Annotated in this window: 21 protein-coding genes; 15 read left to right on the top strand and 6 right to left on the bottom strand. The window is 54.4% G+C overall.

Annotated elements, in window-relative coordinates:
• Positions 1-82: 82 nt before the first annotated feature.
• From FGQ86_RS08450 to FGQ86_RS08435, 4 genes are all read right to left on the bottom strand, one after another.
• A complete protein-coding gene (locus FGQ86_RS08450; protein ID WP_033124462.1) occupies positions 83-913 on the bottom strand; it encodes a hypothetical protein in 831 nt (276 codons plus the stop codon).
• Positions 907-1608, bottom strand: coding sequence for an ABC transporter ATP-binding protein (locus FGQ86_RS08445; protein WP_033124461.1), 702 nt, complete (start codon positions 1606-1608; stop codon positions 907-909). The genes FGQ86_RS08450 and FGQ86_RS08445 overlap by 7 nt, the downstream gene beginning before the upstream one ends.
• Positions 1609-1610: 2 nt before the next feature.
• Positions 1611-1979, bottom strand: coding sequence for a GntR family transcriptional regulator (locus FGQ86_RS08440; RefSeq protein ID WP_033124460.1), 369 nt, complete (start codon positions 1977-1979; stop codon positions 1611-1613).
• Positions 1980-2087: 108 nt separating this feature from the next.
• Positions 2088-2984 (bottom strand): deoxyribonuclease IV, encoded by an 897-nt coding sequence (locus tag FGQ86_RS08435; protein ID WP_033124459.1) that lies wholly within the window; start codon positions 2982-2984, stop codon positions 2088-2090.
• Between the two features lie 213 nt (positions 2985-3197).
• Between FGQ86_RS08435 and argS the strand changes: the two genes are divergently transcribed.
• Complete coding sequence (argS, locus tag FGQ86_RS08430; RefSeq protein WP_033124458.1) at positions 3198-4964, top strand: arginine--tRNA ligase; 1767 nt, start codon at positions 3198-3200, stop codon at positions 4962-4964.
• Between the two features lie 35 nt (positions 4965-4999).
• Positions 5000-6187: a serine-tRNA(Ala) deacylase AlaX gene (locus FGQ86_RS08425; protein ID WP_033124474.1), complete on the top strand. Its 1188-nt coding sequence runs from the start codon at positions 5000-5002 to the stop codon at positions 6185-6187.
• 96 nt (positions 6188-6283) lie between these two features.
• Here FGQ86_RS08425 and FGQ86_RS08420 read toward each other — a convergent pair whose 3' ends face one another.
• Entirely contained in the window at positions 6284-6775 is a 492-nt protein-coding gene (locus FGQ86_RS08420) for a prolyl-tRNA synthetase associated domain-containing protein (protein ID WP_033124457.1), read from the bottom strand.
• Between the two features lie 180 nt (positions 6776-6955).
• Here FGQ86_RS08420 and FGQ86_RS08415 point away from each other — a divergent pair, with 180 nt between their 5' ends.
• The 10 genes from FGQ86_RS08415 (at position 6956) to FGQ86_RS08370 (ending at position 16594) form a co-directional block, all read left to right on the top strand.
• The gene (locus FGQ86_RS08415) at positions 6956-7948 is read left to right on the top strand and encodes a type II CAAX endopeptidase family protein (RefSeq protein WP_138303496.1); all 993 of its coding nucleotides are present in this window, start codon (positions 6956-6958) and stop codon (positions 7946-7948) included.
• A 185-nt stretch (positions 7949-8133) separates the two neighbouring features.
• Entirely contained in the window at positions 8134-9264 is a 1131-nt protein-coding gene (locus FGQ86_RS08410) for a C40 family peptidase (RefSeq protein WP_033124456.1), read from the top strand.
• 208 nt (positions 9265-9472) lie between these two features.
• On the top strand, positions 9473-10597 hold the full coding sequence (locus tag FGQ86_RS08405; protein ID WP_052083767.1) for a C40 family peptidase: 1125 nt from the start codon (positions 9473-9475) through the stop codon (positions 10595-10597).
• Positions 10598-10782: 185 nt separating this feature from the next.
• Positions 10783-11658, top strand: a complete 876-nt coding sequence (locus tag FGQ86_RS08400) for a LytTR family transcriptional regulator DNA-binding domain-containing protein (RefSeq protein WP_033124455.1) — start codon at positions 10783-10785, stop codon at positions 11656-11658.
• 27 nt (positions 11659-11685) lie between these two features.
• The gene (locus FGQ86_RS08395; protein ID WP_033124454.1) at positions 11686-12411 is read left to right on the top strand and encodes a hypothetical protein; all 726 of its coding nucleotides are present in this window, start codon (positions 11686-11688) and stop codon (positions 12409-12411) included.
• Positions 12412-12560: 149 nt separating this feature from the next.
• On the top strand, positions 12561-13394 hold the full coding sequence (locus FGQ86_RS08390) for an ABC transporter ATP-binding protein (RefSeq protein ID WP_138303494.1): 834 nt from the start codon (positions 12561-12563) through the stop codon (positions 13392-13394).
• Positions 13395-13396: 2 nt separating this feature from the next.
• Entirely contained in the window at positions 13397-14116 is a 720-nt protein-coding gene (locus FGQ86_RS08385; RefSeq protein ID WP_052083765.1) for an ABC transporter permease, read from the top strand.
• Positions 14117-14344: 228 nt separating this feature from the next.
• Positions 14345-15106 (top strand): 30S ribosomal protein S2, encoded by a 762-nt coding sequence (gene rpsB / locus FGQ86_RS08380; RefSeq protein ID WP_033124471.1) that lies wholly within the window; start codon positions 14345-14347, stop codon positions 15104-15106.
• Positions 15107-15168: 62 nt separating this feature from the next.
• On the top strand, positions 15169-16089 hold the full coding sequence (gene tsf, locus FGQ86_RS08375; RefSeq protein ID WP_033124451.1) for a translation elongation factor Ts: 921 nt from the start codon (positions 15169-15171) through the stop codon (positions 16087-16089).
• Positions 16090-16255: 166 nt separating this feature from the next.
• Positions 16256-16594 carry a nucleotidyltransferase domain-containing protein gene (locus FGQ86_RS08370; protein ID WP_033124450.1) on the top strand — a complete coding sequence of 113 codons (339 nt, stop codon included), beginning with the start codon at positions 16256-16258 and terminating at the stop codon, positions 16592-16594.
• Positions 16595-16859: 265 nt separating this feature from the next.
• Here the strand turns inward: FGQ86_RS08370 and FGQ86_RS08360 are convergent, their stop codons facing one another.
• A complete protein-coding gene (locus FGQ86_RS08360) occupies positions 16860-17456 on the bottom strand; it encodes an AAA family ATPase (RefSeq protein ID WP_033124449.1) in 597 nt (198 codons plus the stop codon).
• A 195-nt stretch (positions 17457-17651) separates the two neighbouring features.
• Between FGQ86_RS08360 and FGQ86_RS08355 the strand changes: the two genes are divergently transcribed.
• Genes FGQ86_RS08355 through FGQ86_RS08345 form a run of 3 tightly spaced genes read left to right on the top strand, consistent with a single transcriptional unit; the run spans position 17652 to position 21977 of the window.
• Complete coding sequence (locus FGQ86_RS08355; RefSeq protein WP_033124448.1) at positions 17652-20402, top strand: DEAD/DEAH box helicase family protein; 2751 nt, start codon at positions 17652-17654, stop codon at positions 20400-20402.
• A gap of 19 nt (positions 20403-20421) precedes the next feature.
• Positions 20422-21108 (top strand): response regulator transcription factor, encoded by a 687-nt coding sequence (locus FGQ86_RS08350; protein ID WP_033124447.1) that lies wholly within the window; start codon positions 20422-20424, stop codon positions 21106-21108.
• Positions 21105-21977, top strand: coding sequence for a HAMP domain-containing sensor histidine kinase (locus FGQ86_RS08345; RefSeq protein ID WP_138303492.1), 873 nt, complete (start codon positions 21105-21107; stop codon positions 21975-21977). Before FGQ86_RS08350 ends, FGQ86_RS08345 begins: the two co-directional genes overlap by 4 nt.
• Positions 21978-22012: the final 35 nt, after the last annotated feature.

Genomic DNA, 22012 nt, shown 5'->3' with positions numbered 1-22012 from the left:
AAACTATTGAACCGCGTAGTACTGAACGGTACGCTACGTGGTGTGGAAGGGGAGGGTCAAATCTCCCCTATCCGATTTTGCTTTATGACAGATTGATCTTCCTCCTCATGATAAAGTAGGACAGGAGGTAGAGGATGACTGTCAGGCAGAGGGACAGGATAAGGCTCAGGTTCATGATGTCCGTGAGGTAGCCTGCCAGGTCGATGGATTCGGGGGCCATGCTTGCTGTGCCGGAGTTCATGGCAATGCTGTCGCTTAGGATGCCCTGCACGCCCATGGCCACGGTGGCAGCGATGGAGGTGATGGTTGTGATCACGAAGTAGGCGACCACAGCTCCCAGCACCTTGTGGCCGTTAAAGAGCTGCCCGAAGATGATCGACGCCTCTATGATGACTACATTGCCGACAGCGCTCACCACGCTGAGCAGCAGCATATAGAGCAGGAAGAGGTTGAGGTCTCCCTGTCCCTGGAAGCCCAGCAGATGGATGAATTCGTCCCAGTGGGCGCTTAAGGGCTCTGTTATGACGGGGACGGCCATCAGGATGTAGGCGCACAGGCAGATGAGCAGCGTGTCGATGAGACACCAGAGGCTCCCTGCTATTGTCTTGGACAGAAGGTGCATTCCCTTGGTCACCGGCAGGGTGTTGGTCAGGTATCCCTCATCCGAGAACAGATTTTTGTAAAATCTCACGGCGATGATAATGGAGGTTCCAAAGGACACGCCGGCAAATATGATGATGTAGATCACAAAGGTCAGGGTCAGGAGAAATTCGTTGATCTCGTCTGCCTCAAAATCAATCCTTCCCGTCAGGAAGACGCGCCCGAACACGGCGGCGGCTATCAGGAAAATGTGGATGATGAGCAGAAACCTTGTGATGGATTTTAAATCGTATTTGATCAGTTTTCCTAGCATCTGAATACCTCCCTGAATAAAGCGTCGACGGATTTTCCCTGGTTCATCCGGATCTCATCCACTGTCTGGTTCAGGACGATCTGGCCCTGGCGGAGAAAGAGCACTCTGTCCAGGATGTTCTCAATGTCTGTGATGAGGTGGGTGGACAGAAGGATGGTTGCGTCTTCGCTGTAGTTCGTAAGTATGGTCCGCAGGATGTAATCCCTGGCGGCGGGATCCACGCCCCCGATGGGCTCATCCAGGATGTAGAGGCGGGCGTCCCGGCTCATGACGAGGGCCAGCTGTACCTTCTCCTTTGTGCCCTTGGAAAGAGTCCGCATCCTGGCGTTCACATCGATCTCCAGATCCGTCATCATGTGGTAGGCTCTGTCTGTCACGAAGTTCTCGTAGAAATCCGCAAAATAGGAGATGATGTCCCTGATCTTCATGGCCGGATCCAGATAGGTGCGCTCCGGCAGATAGGAGACGATCTTCTTTGTCTCCACCCCGGGCGTCATGCCGTCCACAAGAACCTCGCCCTCCGTGGGGATGAGCAGGTCGTTGATGAGCTTGATCAGCGTGCTCTTGCCGCTGCCATTCGGCCCCAGGAGCCCCACGATCTGGCCGGGGGCCAGCGCCAGATTCAGATTGGTGAGGGCGTAGTTCATGTTGTTGTATTTTTTGGAAAGCCCCTTACATTCTAATATCGGCTTCATAGTCAGTGTTCCTCCTTTACTGCTTCCTCGATCAGGGAGAGCGTCTCTTCGTCCCGGAAACCGAGACTTCTCATTTTTTCAAAAAACTCAGCTATATGTCTGGAAGCCTGTTCCTTTTTCATGTCCTTGAGCATCTGTTCGTCCTCCGTGATAAAACGTCCGCTGGTCCGCTGGGCATATACAAGGCCGCTGCGCTCCAGCTCAGAGAGAGCCTTCTGCATGGTGTTGGGATTTACAGCGGCCTCCACCGCCAGATCCCGCACAGAAGGGAGCTTGTCGCCGGGCTTGTATACGCCGGCTATGATGTCCTGCTGGATCCGCTCCATAAGCTGCAGGTAGATGGGGCGGTCATTATCTAAGTCCCATGGCATGTGATCACCTCGCTTTTCTTGTCGCATTTATAAAATGTAAAAATATAAATGTATTATCTATGTAATACAATAATACATACAAGAGGAAATGTCAAGAAAAAAGCCGGACTAATTGCCGGCAATTTTCTCTAGCAGGTCCGGATCAAAGGATCCCTGCCGGAGCATCTCGATTTCGTATTTGTAGGGCGCAAAGGATTTCTTCGGCTGGGTGGGGGAGGGGACGTAGGGCGTCTCCAGTATCTTTGGCACATCCTCGAAATCCGGGTGGTGTACAATGTAGTTCAGCGCGTCAAAGCCAATCTGACCAAAGCCGATGTTGGCGTGTCTGTCCTTGGCGGCGCCTGCCGGGTTCTTGCTGTCGTTGATGTGGAAGACAGCGATCTGGTCCCTGCCGATGAGGCGGTCAAACTCCTCCATGACGCCGTCGAAATCGTGGATGATGTCGTAGCCGCTGTCGCTGGTGTGGCAGGTGTCAAAGCAGACCCGCAGCTTGTCGCTGCAGGTGACTCCGTCGTAGATGCGGGCCAGCTCCTCGAAGCTTCGGCCGATCTCAGAGCCCTTCCCGGCCATGGTCTCCAGGGCAATGCACACGGGTGTGTCCGGCGTCAGGATGTGGTTCAGCCCCCGGACGATCTGGGCGATGCCGGCGTCCACCCCGGCCCCCACATGGGCACCTGGGTGTAGGATGAGGATCCGGCTTTTGCAGGCGGCGGTGCGCTCCAGCTCCAGGGCCAGGAACCGCTCTGCCAGCTCGTAGGTCTCCGGCTTGACCGTGTTGGCCAGATTGATGATGTAGGGGGCGTGAACGATGATCTCATCGATCCCGTGCTCCTCCATGTAATCCCAGGCGGGCTCAATGTTCAGCTCGCTGATCTCTTTCCTTCTCGTGTTCTGGGGAGCGCCGGTGTAGAACATGAATGTGTCCGCCCCGTAGGAGACGGCCTCCTTCGCGGAGCCAAGAAGCATGTCCTTTCCGCTCATCCCCACATGAGAACCTATCTTCATATTGTAATCCCTCGTTTCTGAAAAGTCTGCTGTCGGCCCGGTTTTCAACCGGGTCTGGCAAAGAGGGTAGCACACCTGCCCGGAAAATGCAAGAAAGAAAAAAGTACAGAATGTGGAAAAGAGGATATTGAGAGAAAAGCCTGATTATGGTAGACTTATAAGATGATATCGGGATGCAGAGGGTATCCTGACCGCAGGAATGGAGGAAAAAGAATGAAACAACTGATAGATCTGATCACGGAAGAGATGGAAGAGGCGTTTGAGAAGGCGGGCTACGACCGCTCCTACGCAAAGGTCACCCTGTCCAACAGGCCGGATCTGTGCGAGTACCAGTGCAACGGCGCCATGGCGGGAGCCAAGGCGTACAAAAAGGCGCCCTTTATGATCGCCCAGGATGTGGTGGATCAGATAAAGGAGGGGGGCTGCATCCTCTCGGCGGAGATGGTAAAGCCCGGCTTCATTAATATAAAACTGGACGATAAATATATAGCAGGCTATCTGAATGAGATGGGAGAGGACAAAAAGCTGGGAGTGGAGGAGAGCAGCGCTCCCCAGACCATCCTCATCGACTACGGCGGGCCCAATGTGGCCAAGCCACTCCACGTAGGGCATCTGCGGTCCGCCATCATCGGGGAGAGCGTTAAGCGGATCTGCCGTCTCATGGGACATAAGGTGCTGGGAGACATCCACATGGGAGACTGGGGCTACCAGATGGGCCTTATCATCACAGAGCTGAAGAAGCGCCAGCCGGAGCTCCCTTACTTTGACGATTCCTTTGAGGGAGAGTATCCCGAGGAGGCGCCCTTTACCATCGGAGAGCTGGAGGAGATCTACCCAACAGCCAGCGCCTACGCGAAGGAGCACGAGGATTACCGGGAGGAAGCATTGCACGCGACCTATCTTCTCCAGAACGGACACAGGGGATACACGGCTGTGTGGAAGCACATCATGGCAGTGTCTGTGGCGGACCTGAAGAAGAACTACAGCAATCTGAACGTGGAGTTTGACCTCTGGAAGGGAGAGTCCGACGCCCAGCCCTACATCCCGGATATGATCGATAGGCTGAAAAAAGAGGGCTTTGCCCGGATAGACCAGGGAGCCCTGGTCATCGATGTGAAGCGGGAGGACGACACAAAGGAGATCCCGCCCTGTATGATCCAGAAGTCAGACGGAGCCTCTCTCTACGGCACCACGGACCTTGCCACTCTGGTACAGAGAGAGCAGGATTATCACCCGGATCAGGTGATCTACGTGGTGGACAAAAGGCAGGAGCTCCACTTTACCCAGGTGTTCCGTGCTGCCAAGAAGACAGGCATTGTGCCGGAGGAGACAAGGCTGCGGTTCCTGGGCTTTGGCACCATGAACGGCAAGGACGGGAAGCCCTTCAAGACAAGGGAGGGCGGCGTCATGCGCCTGGAGAGCCTGATCGCGGAGATTGACGAGGAGATGTACCGCAAGATCACGGACAACCGGACCGTGGGAGAGGAGGAAGCCAGAGAGACAGCGAAGATCGTGGGACTTTCCGCCATCAAATACGGAGACCTCTCCAACCAGGCGGCCAAGGACTATGTCTTCGACGTGGACAGGTTCACTTCCTTTGAGGGAAATACAGGCCCTTATATTCTCTACACCATCGTGCGGATCAAGTCCATCCTTAATAAATACACAGAGGCGGGAGAGTCGCTGGAGGGCCTGGCCATCGCCGGAGCCCACGGGGAGGAGGAGAAGGCACTTATGCTGGAGGCAGCCAAGTACAACGGCGTGATGGAGACCGCCTTTGAGGAGCTGGCGCCCCACAAGATCTGCGCTTACATCTATGAGCTGGCCAACGCCTTCAACCGGTTCTACCACGAGACAAAGATCCTGGCAGAGGAGGATAAGGAAGTGCGTAAGAGCTACATCGCCCTTCTCGTGCTGACAAAGAAGATCCTGGAGAGCTGTATCGATGTGCTGGGCTTTGAGGCTCCGGAGAGAATGTAGAAGATGTGAATACAGAGAATGTAGGTGTTGAAGAGATGACCAGGAAACTGTTTTACGAGGACAGCCACATGAGGGAATTTGAGGCCCGGGTTTTATCCTGCCAGGCATGTGAGAAAGGCGGCGGATTCTGGACCGTGCTGGACCAGACCTGCTTTTTCCCGGAAGGAGGAGGGCAGTACGCGGACACCGGATACCTGGGAGAGATAAAGGTGGTGGATGCCCAGGAGAGGGACGGTGTTGTGTACCACAGGACGGAGGAGGCCCTGGAGCCGGGAGAGGCTGTCCGGGGCCGGATCGACTGGGAGGAGCGCTTTGAGAAGATGCAGCAGCATACCGGAGAGCACATTGTCTCCGGCCTCGTCCACAGCCGTTTCGGATACAACAACGTGGGCTTTCATCTGGGCAGCGACTACTGTACCATGGATTTTGACGGCCCTATTTCGGCGGAGGAGCTCCGAAAGATCGAGTGGGAGGCCAACCGGGCGGCGGCGCTGGATCTGGAGGTCCTTGTCCAGTACCCCTCGAAGGAGGAGCTGGAGCATATGGAGTACCGGAGTAAGATTGAGATCGAGGGACAGGTCCGGATCGTGAGTGTGCCCGGCTACGACGTGTGCGCCTGCTGCGCGCCTCATGTGAAGCGGACAGGGGAGATCGGGATGATCAAGCTGGTGAACCGGATGAATTACAAAGGCGGTGAGCGCATCACCATGCTCTGCGGCTTTCGGGCGCTCAGGGACTACGAGGCCAAGCTGGCAGCCGCTAAGGAGATAGGCGCTCTTCTGTGCGAGAAGGAGAACCAGATCGCCGGGGCGGTAAAGCGGCAGAAGGAGGAGCTGGAGAAGCAGAGGTATGAGAACGGAAGACTCCAGCATCAGATCCTTGCGTACCGTGCGAAGGAAATCCGTGTGGACGAGCCGGTGACGGCTGTCTTTGCGGACGACCTTGCGGGGGATGCTCCGAGAGAGCTGATGAACCTGCTCCTGGAGAGGGGAGCCTGCGTCTGCGGCGTCTTTACGGCGGCGAAGGACGGCGGCTGGCGGTATGTGATCGGCAGCAGACAGACGGATGTGCGGCCTCTTGGGAAGAGCCTGAACAGCCGGTTTGAGGGCCGGGGCGGCGGAAAGCCGGGCATGATCCAGGGAACCCTGACAGGCGGCGAGGCGGACATTCGCAGGGCGCTGGAGGAGTTCGGAAGGGCGGACGTAAGCGAAACACAGCTGTAAACCAAAAAGAGACAGGAGTTCCTTTTTCGTTAAAGATCTCCTGTCTCTTTTATATACCATATACAGCCTTAGAGTCCCGGCCGGCGGGCGATATGCCTACAGCTTGATCTTAATTACATCCACATCCAGATCCCAGAGGAACTTGTCCAGATCCTTGAAGGACAGGAACACAGTGGCTGTGTTCTCCAGGGGATGGATGCCAAGGCTCTTGCAGCGGCTTAAATCCTTGTCGATAAAAAATTCTACCGCATGGTCTGTGTCATTCATCAGTCCGAAGGGGGATACGCTGCCCTGCTTCAGACCCAGATATTTCTCCAGGCGCTCCTCGGAGGCAAAGCTTAAGTTGCCGGCTCCGAGAGTGCGGCCCAGCGCCTTCAGGTCCACCTTTTTCTTCTCATCGCAGGTGACGAGGAAGTGCCGTTTCCCCTTGGCGTCCCGCAGGAACAGGTTCTTGCAGAGAGTTCCCTTCTGGGGCAGGCCGAGGCGGTCCATGTCCTCCATGGTATGGACGGGCTCATGCTCCACTACTTCATATTTAATGCCCAGCTTGTTCAGGGCATCGTAAACGCGCTGTTTCTGATCTTCCATGATATATTAAGCTCCTTTCGTGGGGTGTTTCTATTATTATAGGGCGAAATCAGGAGAAATGAAAGAGTTTATAGTTTTTTAATTGCAACTTTTCTGTTTCGGAAGTAGAATAAAAAAGAATTTTGAGAGCCTGCCTGCGGGCAGCGCATACAATGATCGAGAAAGCGAGGCTTACGATATATGAATAATCCTTGGGAAAATCCGAACCAGGAGCCCGGAACAGACAGTGAACCCCACAAAATGCCGCAGGGGATGCCGACAGGCCATGTGTCACCCCCGGTCAGGAGGGGAGCATGGTACGCATGGACGCCCCTGATCATCAAATATCTGATCAGCATCGGCGTCAGTATGGTGGCTGTGATGGGGTATACGTTTTTCTATATTTCCCGGCACTATGAAGAGACAATAGGAGCCATGCAGAGTCAGCAGGACATGTTAAATTTCTCCCTGTCTATCTCGGAGAAAATGCTGCGGTACACCACCCAGCTTGAGGGCGTTACCGCGCTCATCGTCATCCCTGTCATCTTATATATGTTCCACAAGGACAGGAAAAATGAGCGGCTGGCGGGCGTGATCCCCAACAGGAAGGCGCCCCTGTGGAAGTACGGGGCCGTGATCGGGATTGCGGCGGCTCTCTGTGTGGGGCTGAACAACCTGATCCTGATCTCCGGCATCTCCAGCTACAGCGCCAACTACCAGCAGACCTCCGAGTCTCTCTACAGCGCTCCCTTTGGGATGCAGCTCCTCTGTCTCGGAGTATTGGTGCCCATATCCGAGGAGCTTGTCTTCCGGGGCATGATGTTCAAGCGGATGAGAGAGCAGTCCGGGTTTATGCACGCGGCCTTTTTCTCAAGCCTCGTGTTTGCTATCCTTCACGGAAACATGGTCCAGATGCTGTACGCCTTTGCCACGGGCATGATGCTCAGCTATGTCTATGAAAAATACGGCTCTGTGAAGGCCCCGGCTGCGGCCCATGTGGTGATGAACCTGATCTCTGTGGCGGCCACGCAGTTCGGCCTCTTCGGATGGCTGATGGAGGACAATCTGCGCATCAGCGTCGTCACTGTCCTTTGCGCTGCCTTTGCAGCCACCATGTTTGTCCTGATCCAGAGGATTGACGAGAAGCCGGTGCTCCCGGGAGGACCGGAGGAGAGAAATACAGCGGCTCTTTAGCGGGAGAGGATCTGATGCGGAAGGGATTTTCCCTGCTGCGCCGGATGAGAAATGTGATGGAAATATGAAAATATTACAAAAGTATTAAAAAATATTGCAAAACTTTAACTGGTCATTTATAATAAATGCTGTTGAAAAAGAAAGATTTCTATAAGAAATGACCGGAAAGGGTGACGATAATAAAGATGAAGAGATATGGAAGAGCAGTTCTCGCCGCGGTTCTGGCCAGCTCCGTAGCCGCGACACCGGTTTTGGCTGCTCCGGACACAAACGAACTTGAGAGCAGTAAAGCGGCGGCCCAGAGCGAGGCGGACTCCCTACAGGAGCAGCTGACAGAACTTCTCAATAAAGCGGGTGAGCTTGAGGAGGAGATGATCTCCACCGGCGAAAAGATCATCCAGGCCCAGGAGGATCTGGATACAGCCCAGCAGAAGGCGGAGGAGCAGTATGCTTCTATGAAGGTGCGCATTCAGTATATGTACGAGAACGGACAGGCTACTGCCCTGGAGACTCTTCTGTCTGCCACGGATTTTTCAGATTTTGTAAACAAGGCGGAGTATATCTCCAATGTACATACCTATGACAGGCAGCAGCTTCAGGCTCTGGAGGATACGGAGAAAGAGATCCAGGATCTGAAGGATACGCTGGAGGAAGAGCAGGATAAGCAGGAGACCATGCAGGCTGAGTACGAGGCCCAGGAAGCGGAGCTGAATGAGACTCTGGAGCAGAAGAAGGCGGAGGTCGCCAACTATGACCAGCAGATCCAGGCGGCGGCAGAGGCTGCCGCGGCGGAGGCGGCTCAGCGGGAGGCGGAAAGCCAGGATACAGGGACAACGGGCAATACGACTGTGCAGAGCGGCGGAACAACCGGGGGCAGCTCCACAGGAGCTTCGACCGGCAGCGGAACATCTGGTTCCACCGGCAGTTCCTCCTCAGGCTCATCCGGCTCATCTGGCTCATCCGGCAGCGTATCCAGTGGAAACACATCCACTGCACAGGCTATTGTAAACGCAGCGTACAGCCAGCTGAATGTACCCTATGTATACGGCGGCTCCACACCTGGTGTGGAATTTGACTGCTCCGGACTTGTGCAGTACTGCCATGCGGTGGCGGGCATTTCCCTTCCCAGGACTTCCCAGGCACAGGGAGGCTGCGGCGTGGCAGTCAGCAATCCACAGCCGGGAGACATCGTGTGCTACGGAACACATGTGGGGATCTATATCGGGAACGGTCAGATGATCCACGCGCCCAAGCCGGGAGACGTGGTCAAGATCGCCAGCGTGTACGGATCACCCTGGTACAGAAGATGCTGGTAGGAATTTATCGTTAGGATTTACCTGAAAAAAGAATAGTCAAAGAACGAGAAGCGCTCCATTGCCCTTTGAGGGAAGGAGCGCTGCTTTTCTTTTGTGAATTCCTGGAAAATGTTGAAATAAACGAAAATATGTAGTAACATGTATTTTGAATAAGTGAAAACTGAAATCATAAGAGTATAAATAATTTACAACAGACAGGTGGGAGAATATGAAGAGAAAAATCGCACAGGCTTTTATCACAGCGGCGCTGATCAGTTCCATGGCGGTCAGCCCTGTCTTTGCAACCCCCTCTGTGGAGGATCTGCAAAATGACAAGGCGGCGGCAGAGGACGAGGTGGTTTCGCTCCAGTCCGAGCTGACAGGTATTCTGGACAAGATCAGCACACTGGAGTCGGATCTGCAGAAAAAGCAGGAGGAGATCGACCAGGCGAATATAGACCTGGAGGAGGCGATCGTGCAGCAGGACAAGCAGTACGAGGATATGAAAAAGCGTATTCAGTACATGTACGAGTCCGGAAGCGGCAACGAGCTGGAGCTGCTCCTCTCGGCAGAGAGCTTTTCAGATCTGGTGAACAAGGCCGAGTACATAAAAAATGTGCACACATATGACAGACAGAAGCAGGAAGAGTATGTAGCTACAACGGAGAAGATAGAGAAGCTCTCCGAAAGTCTCCAGGAGGAGGCGGAGAGCATGAACCAGATGCAGAGCCAGCTGGAGAACGACAAGGCTTCCCTGGGAACGATGATTGAGGGGAAGCAGTCCGAGATTGCCCAGCTTGACGCGGACATTCAGGAGGCGGTGGCTGCTCAGCAGGCGGAGGAAGAGGCCCGCAGGCAGCAGGAGGCCCAGGCGGCGGCAGCGGCAGCAGCCGCGGCCCAGGATACTACCCCCAGCCAGCCATCCAACGGCGGTGGATCTGGTGGCAGCGGTTCCAGCGGCGGCAGTGGCTCCAGTGGTGGGGGCAGTACAGTCATTCCTCCCCAGGGGACAGACGGATGGGCGGTGGTCGCCTATGCGAGACAGTTCCTGGGCAACCCCTATGTATACGGGGGCAACAGCCTGACAAACGGCATCGACTGCTCCGGCTTTACCCAGCAGATCTACGCGGCCTTTGGCGTCAGCCTGGGAAGGACTGACACAGCCCAGGCCACGGCGGGAGTGGAGATCCCTCTCTCCCAGGCACAGGCGGGAGATCTCCTCGTGTACTATGGACACGTAGGTATCTACAATGGCACGGGCGGCATCATCCACGCCTCATCCCCGGAGGTAGGCATTGTGGAGTGGTCGAGCTGTACATACCGGCAGCTCCGCTGTGTGAGAAGAGTTCTCTAGGATATGGCGGACAGATACAGGATCTGCGCTTTACAGCGCAGGTCCTTTTTTACGCCCCTCTTTCGGGAGAACCTCCGGGAATACTTCTTCCATATATATTGAAATGTACGCCTCCATCCAGTACAATGGAGAAGTATTTTGCCTGCTGCGGAAAATGGCAGGGTGAAGCCAAAGGAGAACAGATTATGGAAGAGCTTTTGAGGGAGGTTTTATCCGGAAGCCGGATGCTCCATTTCGAGGGAACCAAAAAGGACGAAGCCCCTCTGATGGAGGCGGCGGGCCGGGACGCGGGATATGTGGAAGATAAGGGAGCCCTGTATGAAAGGATGACAGTGAAAAGCTATCTGAAGTTTTTTGCGGGGCTGTCCGGCAGGTCGGGGAGAGTGCGCTCCGCGGTGGAGCAGATGCACCTTTCGGAGCTGATGAGAAAAAAGCTGGGCGCATGTACGGAGGGACAGAAGAAGAGGGTGCGGATCGCCCGGGAGATTGTCAGGGGAGCGCAGGACTTTTTTGTCCTGAATCCTATTGCCTTTGAGGAGGAAGAGTCAAAGAAGGTCATCCTTGGCTGGATGGAGAGCTTTTATGAGCGGGAGGGGCGGCTTGTGACCCTGTCCTTGTCCCACCGGGACACCTGCATCTGCCCCGGGGATCACTATGAGATCATTCAGGGGGAGGTGCGGTGCATCGACCAGGGGGAGAACACCCAGGACAGCCCGGAGCTTCCCCAGGTGAGCAAGATTTCCGTCTCCTACAATGAGAAGAATTTCCTCTTTAATCCGGAGGAGATCGACTACGTGGAGGCGAATGACGGGAAGGTCTTTGTGTACGTAAAGCGGGAGCAGTATACGGGTGCCTTCCGGATGGGAGAGCTGGAGGAAAAGCTGGCCAGGTTCGGCTTTTTCCGGTGCCACCGATCCTACATTGTGAACATGCAGAAGGTGGTGGAGCTGGTGAAGTGGACGAGAAATTCCTACTCCCTGCGCCTGTCGGGATACGAGAAGACAGACGTGCCCCTGTCCAAGGGAAAGATCCAGGAGCTGCGAAGCATGTATGAATTTTAAATCAGTGAGCCTTAGGAGGAAAGTAAAATGAAGAGAATGTGGACGCTGCTGAAGAAGGATATCTGGACGTCCTTTACGGATAAAACGATTCTGCTGATGGCCTTTACCCCGGCCATTCTGGCAATGATCTTCCGGATGGTGTACTTTGATCCCTGGATGCTGATTCTGACCACGGGACTTTTTAATATCGTGCTGGTGCCGCTGACAGATTTTCCCCTCCTGCTGGTGGAGGAAAAAGAGAGGGACACCCTGTCCCTTCTGTCCCGGTCCGGCGTGACGCTGGCTCAGTTTGCGGCGGCTAAGGCCGTGGCCTGCCTGGTGGTGGGAGAGCTCATGGCTGTGGTGGTGTTTCTCATCGCGGGGGCGGATATGTCCCTCCTGCCGGAGTACCTGCTGATCCATCTGGCCGGCGTGACGGCCCTTTTGCCCTGGGGCTTCCTGACCGGGGTGTACGCAAAGGACCAGAACAGCGTGAATGTGTACGCAGCCATCAGCGTGGTGGCCGTCTATGTGGCGCCGGTCTTTTCCTACTGGAATGTGGCCTTTGGAAGAGTGGCGGAGTTTCTGCCCACCGGTATCCTGGGAGTGGTCCTGAAAAAAATACAGCCCATGGAGGGCTTTATGGATGTGTCCCTGGCCTGGGGCAGCGCTGTCTGTGTGATCTGGTTCCTGGCAGGGCTGGCTGTCCTCCTTGTGATCCGGAAAAAGAGAGCCTTTTTCCCTGCCCTTGAGACCGGGACTCAGCACATATGAGAAATAAAAAAGTGACTTTTTGGGTGAGGCCTTGCAGGTTTCACCCCTTTTTTTGCTCCGTTCATCCCCTTGCAGGCTCCATTTACCGGGAAAATAAGGTGAAAATCTACAGAATCGGTAGGATAGGAGCTGTAAGGAGGACGAAAGCCATGACAAACATCGTAAAAGCAAATCAACTGACAAAGACCTTTGGAAAGGTAAAGGCGCTGGATCACTGTGATCTGGAAATCAAACAAGGAGAGATCTTCGGATACCTGGGACCCTCCGGGGCAGGCAAGACGACTACCATTAAGCTCCTCACCGGGCAGCTTCACAGTGACAGCGGGGAAGTGACTGTGCTGGGGAAGGATCCGTTTTCACCGGATATAAAAAAGAAGATCGGTATTATGAGCGACATGAGCGGCCTGTATGAGAAGATGACAGTCTATGAAAACCTGGACATATTCGCGGATATTTACGGGATTAAGGATAAGAAGAAAAAAATCCGAAGGACGCTGGAGGCGGTGGAGCTTCTTGATGCCGCCAGGAAGAAGGTGGAGAAGCTCTCCCGGGGGATGAAGCAGAGACTGGTCTTTGCCAGGACCATCATCCACGAGCCGGGCCTCCTCTTTCTGGACGAGCCCACGGCCAACCTGGACCCGGCTACGGCGGATGAGATAAGGGATCTTATCAGGAAGCTGAACCGGGAGGGGGCCACAGTTTTTCTCACCACCCACAACATGGAGGAGGCGGATGAGCTCTGTCACAGGGTAGCCCTTTTAAATAGAGGAAGCATTGTGGAGAGCGGTTCACCGGAGGAGCTGAAGCTGAAATACTCCCGGAAAAGGGTGGTCATCACCACGGGGGAGGGAAAGAAGGAGGTGCCTCTGGAAAGAGAAGCACTGCTGAAGTCTTTGGAGCAGGTCGGGGAGGTTCTTATGATCCACTCTGAGGAGCCCAGTCTGCGGGACGTATTTCTTACACTGACAAAGGAGGAACAATAGCCATGAGCGGAAAAATTATTTTTACCTTACTGAAAAAGGATCTGAAGGGATGCCTGACCAACAAGAATATTCTGGTGAGCTTTCTTATTCCCATTGTATTTTGCTTTATCTACCAGAATGTTTTCAAAGACCTGGGGGATGAGATGGGAGATTACGTGCTTGGCATGTGCGCTGTGTTTTCCATCGCTATCAGCCCCACCAGCATCCTGCCTGTGATGATCGCGGAGGAGAAGGAAAAATACACCCTCCGCTCCCTCATGATGGCCCGGGTGAGAGGGCAGGAGTTCCTGGCCTCCAAGATGATCGTGTGCCTGTTGATGACGGCTCTGGACGCTGCGGCTGTGTTCTTCATCACAGGGGGGGATGTGAAGAATTTCCCGGTTTACACAGGGGCTGTGCTGCTGGCCTCGGCGGGGCTGTGCTTCCTGGGGGCGCTGGCGGGACTTTTAGCCAGGGATCAGGCGTCGGCCGGAACCATCGGCGCGCCCCTCATGCTGCTGACCATGCTGCCGCCTCTTTTTGGAGGACTCAGCGAGACGTTGGAGAAGGTGTCCGTCGCTGTGCCCACCACCTCATTTCAGACAATTTACAGTGGCGTGACTCAAAGCCAGGAGCTGTTCACAAAGGGCAATTTCGTCGCCCTGGGGGTGTGCGCCCTGTGGATCGCGGCCGGGTACATCCTGTTCAACCTCTTCTATCAGAGAAAGGGCATTGACTGCTGATTAATCCGTCAAAAAGAAGAAGGACAAAATCAGGAAAAGCGGAGGACAAAACGAGAACAAAATCGGGAGAAATGCTTGCAACAGGGCGGGTTTTATGATAATATATGACCGTTGCAAAAAAACACGCATATGTCTGCCCGCACCGGTGCCTAAGCTTTTTTCACAAAAAGACGGTCATGCGGGAAATGAAATGTGCGGAAGAAAGAAAACCAAATGGAGGAAAGAAACATGAGTGTTATTTCAATGAAACAGCTTTTAGAAGCAGGTGTTCACTTTGGACATCAGACAAGAAGATGGAACCCTAAGATGGCTCCCTACATCTACACAGAGAGAAACGGTATCTACATCATCGACCTGCAGAAATCCGTTGGAAAAGTAGATGAGGCTTACCAGGCAGTATCCGATATCGCGGCAGAGGGCGGCACGATCCTGTTCGTTGGAACAAAGAAACAGGCTCAGGACGCTATCAAGACAGAGGCAGAGCGCTGCGGTATGTTCTATGTAAATGAGAGATGGCTCGGCGGTATGCTGACAAACTTCAAGACCATCAAGAGCCGTGTGGCACGTCTGAAAGAGATCGAGGCTATGGCTGAGGACGGAACATTTGATGTTCTGCCGAAGAAGGAAGTTATCAAGCTGAAAAAAGAGTGGGAGAAGCTGGAGAAGAACCTTGGCGGTATCAAAGAGATGAAGAGACTGCCGGACGCAATCTTCGTTGTTGACCCGAAGAAGGAGAGAATCTGCGTGCAGGAGGCTCATACCCTTGGAATTCCGCTTATCGGTATCGCTGATACAAACTGCGATCCGGAAGAGCTCGACTATGTAATTCCTGGAAATGACGACGCTATCCGTGCGGTTAAGCTGATCGTTTCCAAGATGGCTGACGCTGTTGTTGAGGCTAACCAGGGCGCTGCTGAGTACAATGAGGAAGAGTACGCAGAGGGCGAGGAGGCTTACGAGGAGACAGCAGAGGAGACAGTTGAGGCTTAATCTGACCCCGGAAGCAGACTTGAAGAACTATATATGATCAATTATATATGGAGGAAAAAGAAATGGCAGTAACAGCTAGTATGGTAAAAGAGCTGAGAGAGATGACAGGCGCAGGCATGATGGACTGCAAGAAGGCCCTCAGCGAGACAAACGGAGATATGGACGCAGCGATCGAGTACCTGAGAAAGAACGGCGAGGCAAAGGCTGTTAAGAAGGCCGGCAGAATTGCCGCAGAGGGTCTTGTTATGGCTGAGGTTAAGGAAGACAAGACAGCAGCTATCGTTGAGGTAAACTCCGAGACAGACTTTGTTGCAAAGAACGCTGAGTTCCAGGGCTTTGTAAAGGCAGTTACCGATCAGGCTCTGGCTACAGAGGCAAAGGATATGGACGCTTTCATGGCAGAGCCATGGATCGAGGACAGCTCCAAGACTGTACAGGAGGCCCTGACAGAGAAGATTTCCGTGATCGGTGAGAAGCTGAACATCAGAAGATTTGAGAAGATCGTTTCCGACGGATGCGTTGTGGCTTACATCCACGGCGGCGGACGTATCGGCGTCCTTGTAGAGGCAGCTACCGACGTGATCAACGATGAGATCAAGACATGTCTGAAGAACGTGGCTATGCAGGTTGCGGCTATGTCTCCGAAGTATGTGTCCAGGGATGAGGTTTCTCAGGAGTTTATGGATCACGAGAAGGAGATCCTGCTTGCACAGGCTAAGACAGAGAACCCGGATAAGCCGGACAACATCATTGAGAAGATGATCATCGGACGTCTCAACAAAGAGATGAAGGAGATCTGCCTGCTGGATCAGGTGTACGTACAGGACAGCGACCTGACAGTTGCCAAGTACGTTGCCAAGGTTGCAAAGGAGAACGGCGCAAACATGGAAGTGAAGAAGTTTGTACGTTTCGAGACAGGCGAGGGAATCGAGAAGAAGGTAGACGACTTCGCAGCAGAGGTTGCAGCGCAGGCTGGAATGTAAATTCATGCATTGATATTCTGAAAGGGAAACCCTTACAAATGGCGGTATATGCTGTTTGTAAGGGTTTTTTTGAAGAAAACATATGGTGGCACATAAAAGTATGATTGATTTCATTCTGTAAAATAGATATACTATAATTAGAAAAAGAGTGGGAAGGAGGAAGTATATGTCTTTGGTTTGGAATGAAATATTAAAAAAATATGTGGAAGACGTGCATAAAATTTATGGAGAAAGGCTGAAGTCTGTGATATTATACGGCTCTTATGCAAGAGGCGATTTTGGCCCGAATTCAGATATTGATATTATGATCTTGGTGGATCTGTCAGACGATGAGATACGAAGTAAAGGGCATACGCTTTCCGACCTGACTTTTGATTATAATTTTGATAATGATTTGGAAATCATGCCTATTGTGAAGAATTCGGATCATTTTAATAAATGGATCAGAGCATATCCATTCTATAACAATATTAAGAATGAAGGGGTAGACTTGTATGCAGCATAGCCTGGATGATATTGGTGGGGCGAGAGAACTGGCCTGGCACAGGAAATTCGCCATGCCAGTGATTACGATGATTTTTACATTGTATCAATTGAAGATGCAAAAGAACAGTTGGAGACAGCAAAAGAAGTAGTAGCATTAGTTGAACAATATTTAAAGGAAGAAATAGGACCTTGAGCAAACAGCTCTCCTGCTCAAGGCTGAATGAAAAAATCAAGGGCGGCGGAAAATTAAAATTCTGCCGCTCTTGAAATTTTTTGGAAGACCCTTATATCTCCCCGTCCTCCTCCAGCAGGGGGAGAATTGTCTTCATGGACTGGTCAAACTCCGCGTCGGAGGAATTGTAGAAGAGGATTAGATCATGCCCCGCGTCCAGGCGCTTCAGGGGCTCCGGGATAGAAAAATCGATGGTCTTTATATACTCATCCCAGTGTTCCAGCTTCCAGGTATCCCGGTCTGAAGCTCTCTGGATCATTCTCTCGTGACACACCTCCGGATCAGTCACGACCCAGATGACTACCAGCTTGGCGCCCTTTTTTCGCAGCTTGGTGCGGAAGCGCTCCAGCGTCTCCTCGTTGTGAACCTCTTTGGTAAAGGGAGCGTTGATGAGGACAATGTCATCGTAGGCCAGCGCCTCCACGCCGATGTCCACAATGGCCTCGTACTCGTAATCCCTTATATTCTCTTCGAAAAAGTCAGAGCTCCTGTTGATTTCCTGGCCGGCAGCTATGAATACCCGGTTGGAAAGGGGAATCAGAGTGTCCTTGTCAAGATAGACAACATGCTTCAGATTTTCGGCAAGCTGTTTGGAAATATAGGTTTTCCCACAGGCGGGTGGGGAAGTAACTAAGATCATCTTTTTCATTGCGTCAATTCCGGCGTTTCGCCGTCTCCTTTCCTTTTTTCTTTTTTCAATATCAGTATACTGCTGTGCGGTGTATAAGGGCAAGGGGAAAAAGGGATACAGCCCTTTCGTTTTCCCGGGCCATTGACTTTTTCCAAAAATCCATATAGAGTGGACTTGAAGCATGACAAAGACAGCACAAGGGGAATGTGAGGAATGAAAAACATATACGAGGATACACTGCAGTTCAGGGGAACCTGGAGGGATTACCAGGACAGGGTCCTCTCCAATGCGGACAAATACCTGGCGGACGGGAAGATGCATATCGTAGCGGCGCCCGGGTCCGGGAAGACGACTCTTGGGATTGAGCTGATCCGGCGCCTCGGCGCGCCCTGCCTGATCCTGTCTCCTGGCATCACCATCCGGCAGCAGTGGCTGGAGCGCATTGTGGAGGGATTTCTCCTCCCGGGCAGGGATCCGGAGGAGCTTCTCTCCAATGATCTGAAAAACATGAAGACCATCACAGCCATCACCTACCAGGCTCTGTACAGCGCCATGAAGAGATATCAGGGCAGGCTGGCGGACAGCGAAGGTGAGCTGACAGAGGATAACGAGCAGGAAGCAGGTGACAAGAAGACGGAGGCCACAGACGGAGAGCACACGGAGGGGGAGTCCGAGGATGTGGACTTCCGGGACTTTGACATCCTCGAGGCGGTGCGGGCGGCTGGCATTCGGACCATCTGCCTGGACGAGGCCCATCACTTAAGGAGCGAGTGGTGGAAGGCGCTGGAAAAGTTTATGAAGGAGCTGAAGGGGGTGACGGTCATCGCCCTGACAGCCACGCCGCCCTACGACAGCACGCCGGGACAGTGGAAGCGCTATATCGACCTGTGCGGCCCCATCGATGAGGAGATCTTCACGCCGGAGCTGGTGAAGGAGGGGAGTCTGTGTCCCCACGAGGACTATATCTTTTTCAACTGGCCTGCCAGGGAGGAACTGCGCCAGATAGAGGACTATCAGAAGAAGGAGGAGGCTGTGAGGAACCGGCTCCTTACAGGGAGCAGATTTACGGATATGATCGCCACCCACAGGGGACTGCGAAGCCCGGAGGAGTACAGTGAGAGGTTCCTGGACAACCCGAAGTATTTTTCCGCCCTTCTCATCTTTTGCCAGACACAGCAGATCCCCTTTCCGGCGTACTTAAGAGAGCTGATCGGAGCGGAGGGAAGGCTGCCCAGGCTTGACAGCTCCTGGCTGGAGGTTCTCCTGCAGGGGTTTCTCTACGATGACGCGGACTCCTACGAGGTGACTCAGAGTGACCGGGAGGAGCTGCTGCGGGAGCTGAAGGAGGCGGGCTGTATTTACCGGAAAAAGGTGTCTCTCACCCACAGGGACGCCATGCAGAGGCTTCTGGCAAAGAGCCAGGGCAAGATGGAGAGCATCGGTCGGATCGTGGACGCGGAGTACAGCTCTCTGGGAGAGGAGCTGCGCCTTCTGGTTCTGTGCGACTATATCAAGAAGGACAAGCTGTCCCTCGCGGGGACGGATCAGGTCATGGCTGCGGAGATCGGGGCAGTGCCCATCTTTGAGCACCTGAGAAGGCAGGGGCGTGAGGGCGTCCGCCTGGGGTGTCTCAGCGGCTCAGTGATCCTTGTGCCCATGGACACCAGGGAGAAGCTGGAGGAGCTGCTGGGACAGAAGGGATGCCAGGGCACTTTGTCCCCTGTGAGGGAGACGGGTTACGGCCAGCTGAAGGTGAAAGGGAAAAACACCCACATCGTGGCGGTGGTCACGGAGCTGTTCCGCCAGGGTGAAATCAATGTCCTGGTGGGAACCAAGTCCCTTCTGGGAGAGGGGTGGGATGCACCCTGCATCAACTCTCTTGTCCTGGCCACCTACGTGGGCTCCTTCATGCTGAGCAACCAGATGAGGGGACGCACCATACGGACAGACCGGGATCACCCGGAGAAGACGGGGAATATCTGGCATCTTGCCTGCATTTTTCCGGAGAAATCGGGAAAGACAAAGCATGCGGATTTCTCCGGGGACTACGAGACGCTGGTCAGGAGGTTTCATGCCTTCCTGGGCGTGTCCTGGAAGGACGATGTCATAGAGAGCGGCGTGGAGCGCCTGGCTATCCCGGAATTTGACACTAAAGAGAAGATGGAGAAGGTCAATGAGATGATGCTTGAGAGGGCATCAGACCGGGAGGGGATGAGAAGCCGGTGGCAGAGATCCCTGCGGGAGATCCGGGGCGGCATGGAGGTGCAGCAGGTGGAGGACATCCCTGCGGAGGAGGCAAAGACCGGCTTCCTCTTTGTGAACGCCGTGTGGATGGAAATCCTGAGCCTGCTCATAGCGGTTTTGATGGGGCTTGGGCGGGTGTTCACTCAGGCGGCCTACGGGGCCCGATCTGTGCCGGCGGCGGCCCTGGGCCTTGCCATGCTGGCCGCCTGCGTGCTGGTGGCAAGATATGGAGTGAGGCTTGTGCGGCTCAGCACGCCGGAGCGCAGGATGACGCGGATCAGCCAGGCGGTGGCTGACGCCCTGGCAGAGATCGGGGAGCTGGAGGATCCGCAGCATTGCAGGGCCCAGGTGGAGTCCGCTGACGGCCTGGTCATTGGAACCTGGCTCAAGGGCGGGACCATGCGGGACAAGACCACCTTTGCCGCCTGCATGGAGGAGATCTGGGGAGTCATAGACAATCCCAGGTATCTGCTGACAAGGGAGAAGAGGAGCGGACGGAGCGAGGAGTTCTACAGCGTTCCGGAAATCTTTGGAAATAAAAAGGAGAGAGCGCTGGTCTTTGAGAAGCATATGCGAAAGGTTCTGGGAAGGTACCAGGTGGCCTACACCCGGACGCCGGAGGGGAGAAGGCTTCTGCTCCGGGCCAGGACAAAGTCCTTCGTAAATAAAAATCAGAGCTTCCTACAGGGCAGGAAGGTGGCAAAGGGAAAATATGAATAAGGAGTAAGGAGAGAGACAGATGTACAAAATTCTGATCGTGGAGGACGACAGGGGACTGAACCAGGGAATCGCCCTGGCCCTGGGGAGGGAGGACACGTCCTTCCTGCAGGCTTTCTCAGCCCGGGAGGCAAGGGAGCTCTGGAACAGAGAGAAGGCGGACATGGCGCTGCTGGACGTGAACCTGCCGGATGGCAGCGGATATGATGTTTTAAGAGAAATTCGGGGCCAGTCCCGGATCCCGGTGCTCCTCATCACGGCCAATGACCTGGAAAGCGACGAGATCACCGGATTTTCACTGGGAGCGGACGATTATATCACCAAGCCCTTCGGACTTATGGCCCTGCGGGCCAGGGTGGATCGGATGCGGCTCCGCGCAGGCCAGGCAGCGGAGCAGGGGAAGGATACCTACGAGGATGGCAGATACCGTTTCCTGTTTGGGGAGATGCGGTTTTTCGTGGACGGCCAGGAGATTGTCTTAAGCCGGATTGAGCAGAAGCTCCTGCGGTGCTTTGTCACCCATCCGGGGCAGACCATGACCCGGGAGAGGCTGATGGACATCCTGTGGAGTGACGAGGCGCAGTTTGTGGAGGAGAACGCCCTCAGCGTTGCGGTAAACCGGCTCCGGCGCAAGCTGGAGGGACGGGAAGGCTACAAGCCTATAGAGACTGTGTACGGCCTGGGGTATGTGTGGGAGAGAAGAGCATGAGAATACAGATCGGAGCTAAGAAGACCATGGAGCGGCTGGACGAGATGCTGGAGAGCGCCATGGACGGGACCTTTGAGGAGGAGCGCTATGACGAGACAGAGCTGTCCCGGCTGGAGTCCCGCTGGAAACAGTATTTCACCTCCACCAGACACGCCCTGGAGGAGACAAGGCGGGAGAGGGATAATATGAAGGCCCTCGTGTCCGACATCTCCCATCAGACAAGGACGCCCCTCTCCAACATCCTCCTCTACGGAGAGCTGCTGGAGGAGAAGGCATCGGATGGGGAGGAAAGAGAGCTGGCCCGGCAGATCATGGGGCAGACGAGGAAGCTGGAATTTCTGATCCAGGCCCTTGTGAAAATGTCCCGGCTGGAGTCCGGCGTCCTGGAGATTTTCCCGGAGGGCCAAAACCTCCTTCCGCTGCTCCAGGACGTGGCGGCGGCCTTTGGGCCGAAGGCCCGGGAGAAGGGCATAGAGCTGGACGTGCGCTTTCCGCGGGGGGAGGTGTTCTGCCGGTACGACAGGAAGTGGACGGCCGAGGCCCTGGGAAACATCGTGGACAATGCCATCAAGTACGCGCCCGCAGGCTCCCGGGTGGGCGTCAGCGCCCGGGAGTTTGAGTTCTACGTCTGCGTTCAGGTTAAGGATCAGGGCCCGGGCATCCCGGAGGAGGAGAGAGCCCGGATCTTTGGGAGATTTTGCCGGGGAAAAGGGATGCAGCAGGAGGACGGCATCGGCATAGGACTCTACCTGGCGCGGGAGATCCTGGAGAGGCAGGACGGCTACATTAAGGTGAGCTCCCGGGAGGGAGAAGGGAGCTGCTTCGGGGTCTATCTCCCCAGGGCGGAGGAAAATCTGTCAAAGGTGTAAGATTTGAGAAAGAATGTGGAAAGATTACTCTTATA

This window comes from Clostridium sp. BSD2780061688st1 H5 (genome assembly GCF_005845155.1).
Classification (GTDB): Bacteria; Bacillota; Clostridia; order Lachnospirales; family Lachnospiraceae; genus Claveliimonas; species Claveliimonas intestinigallinarum.
This window is presented reverse-complemented; position numbering and strand designations above follow the sequence as displayed.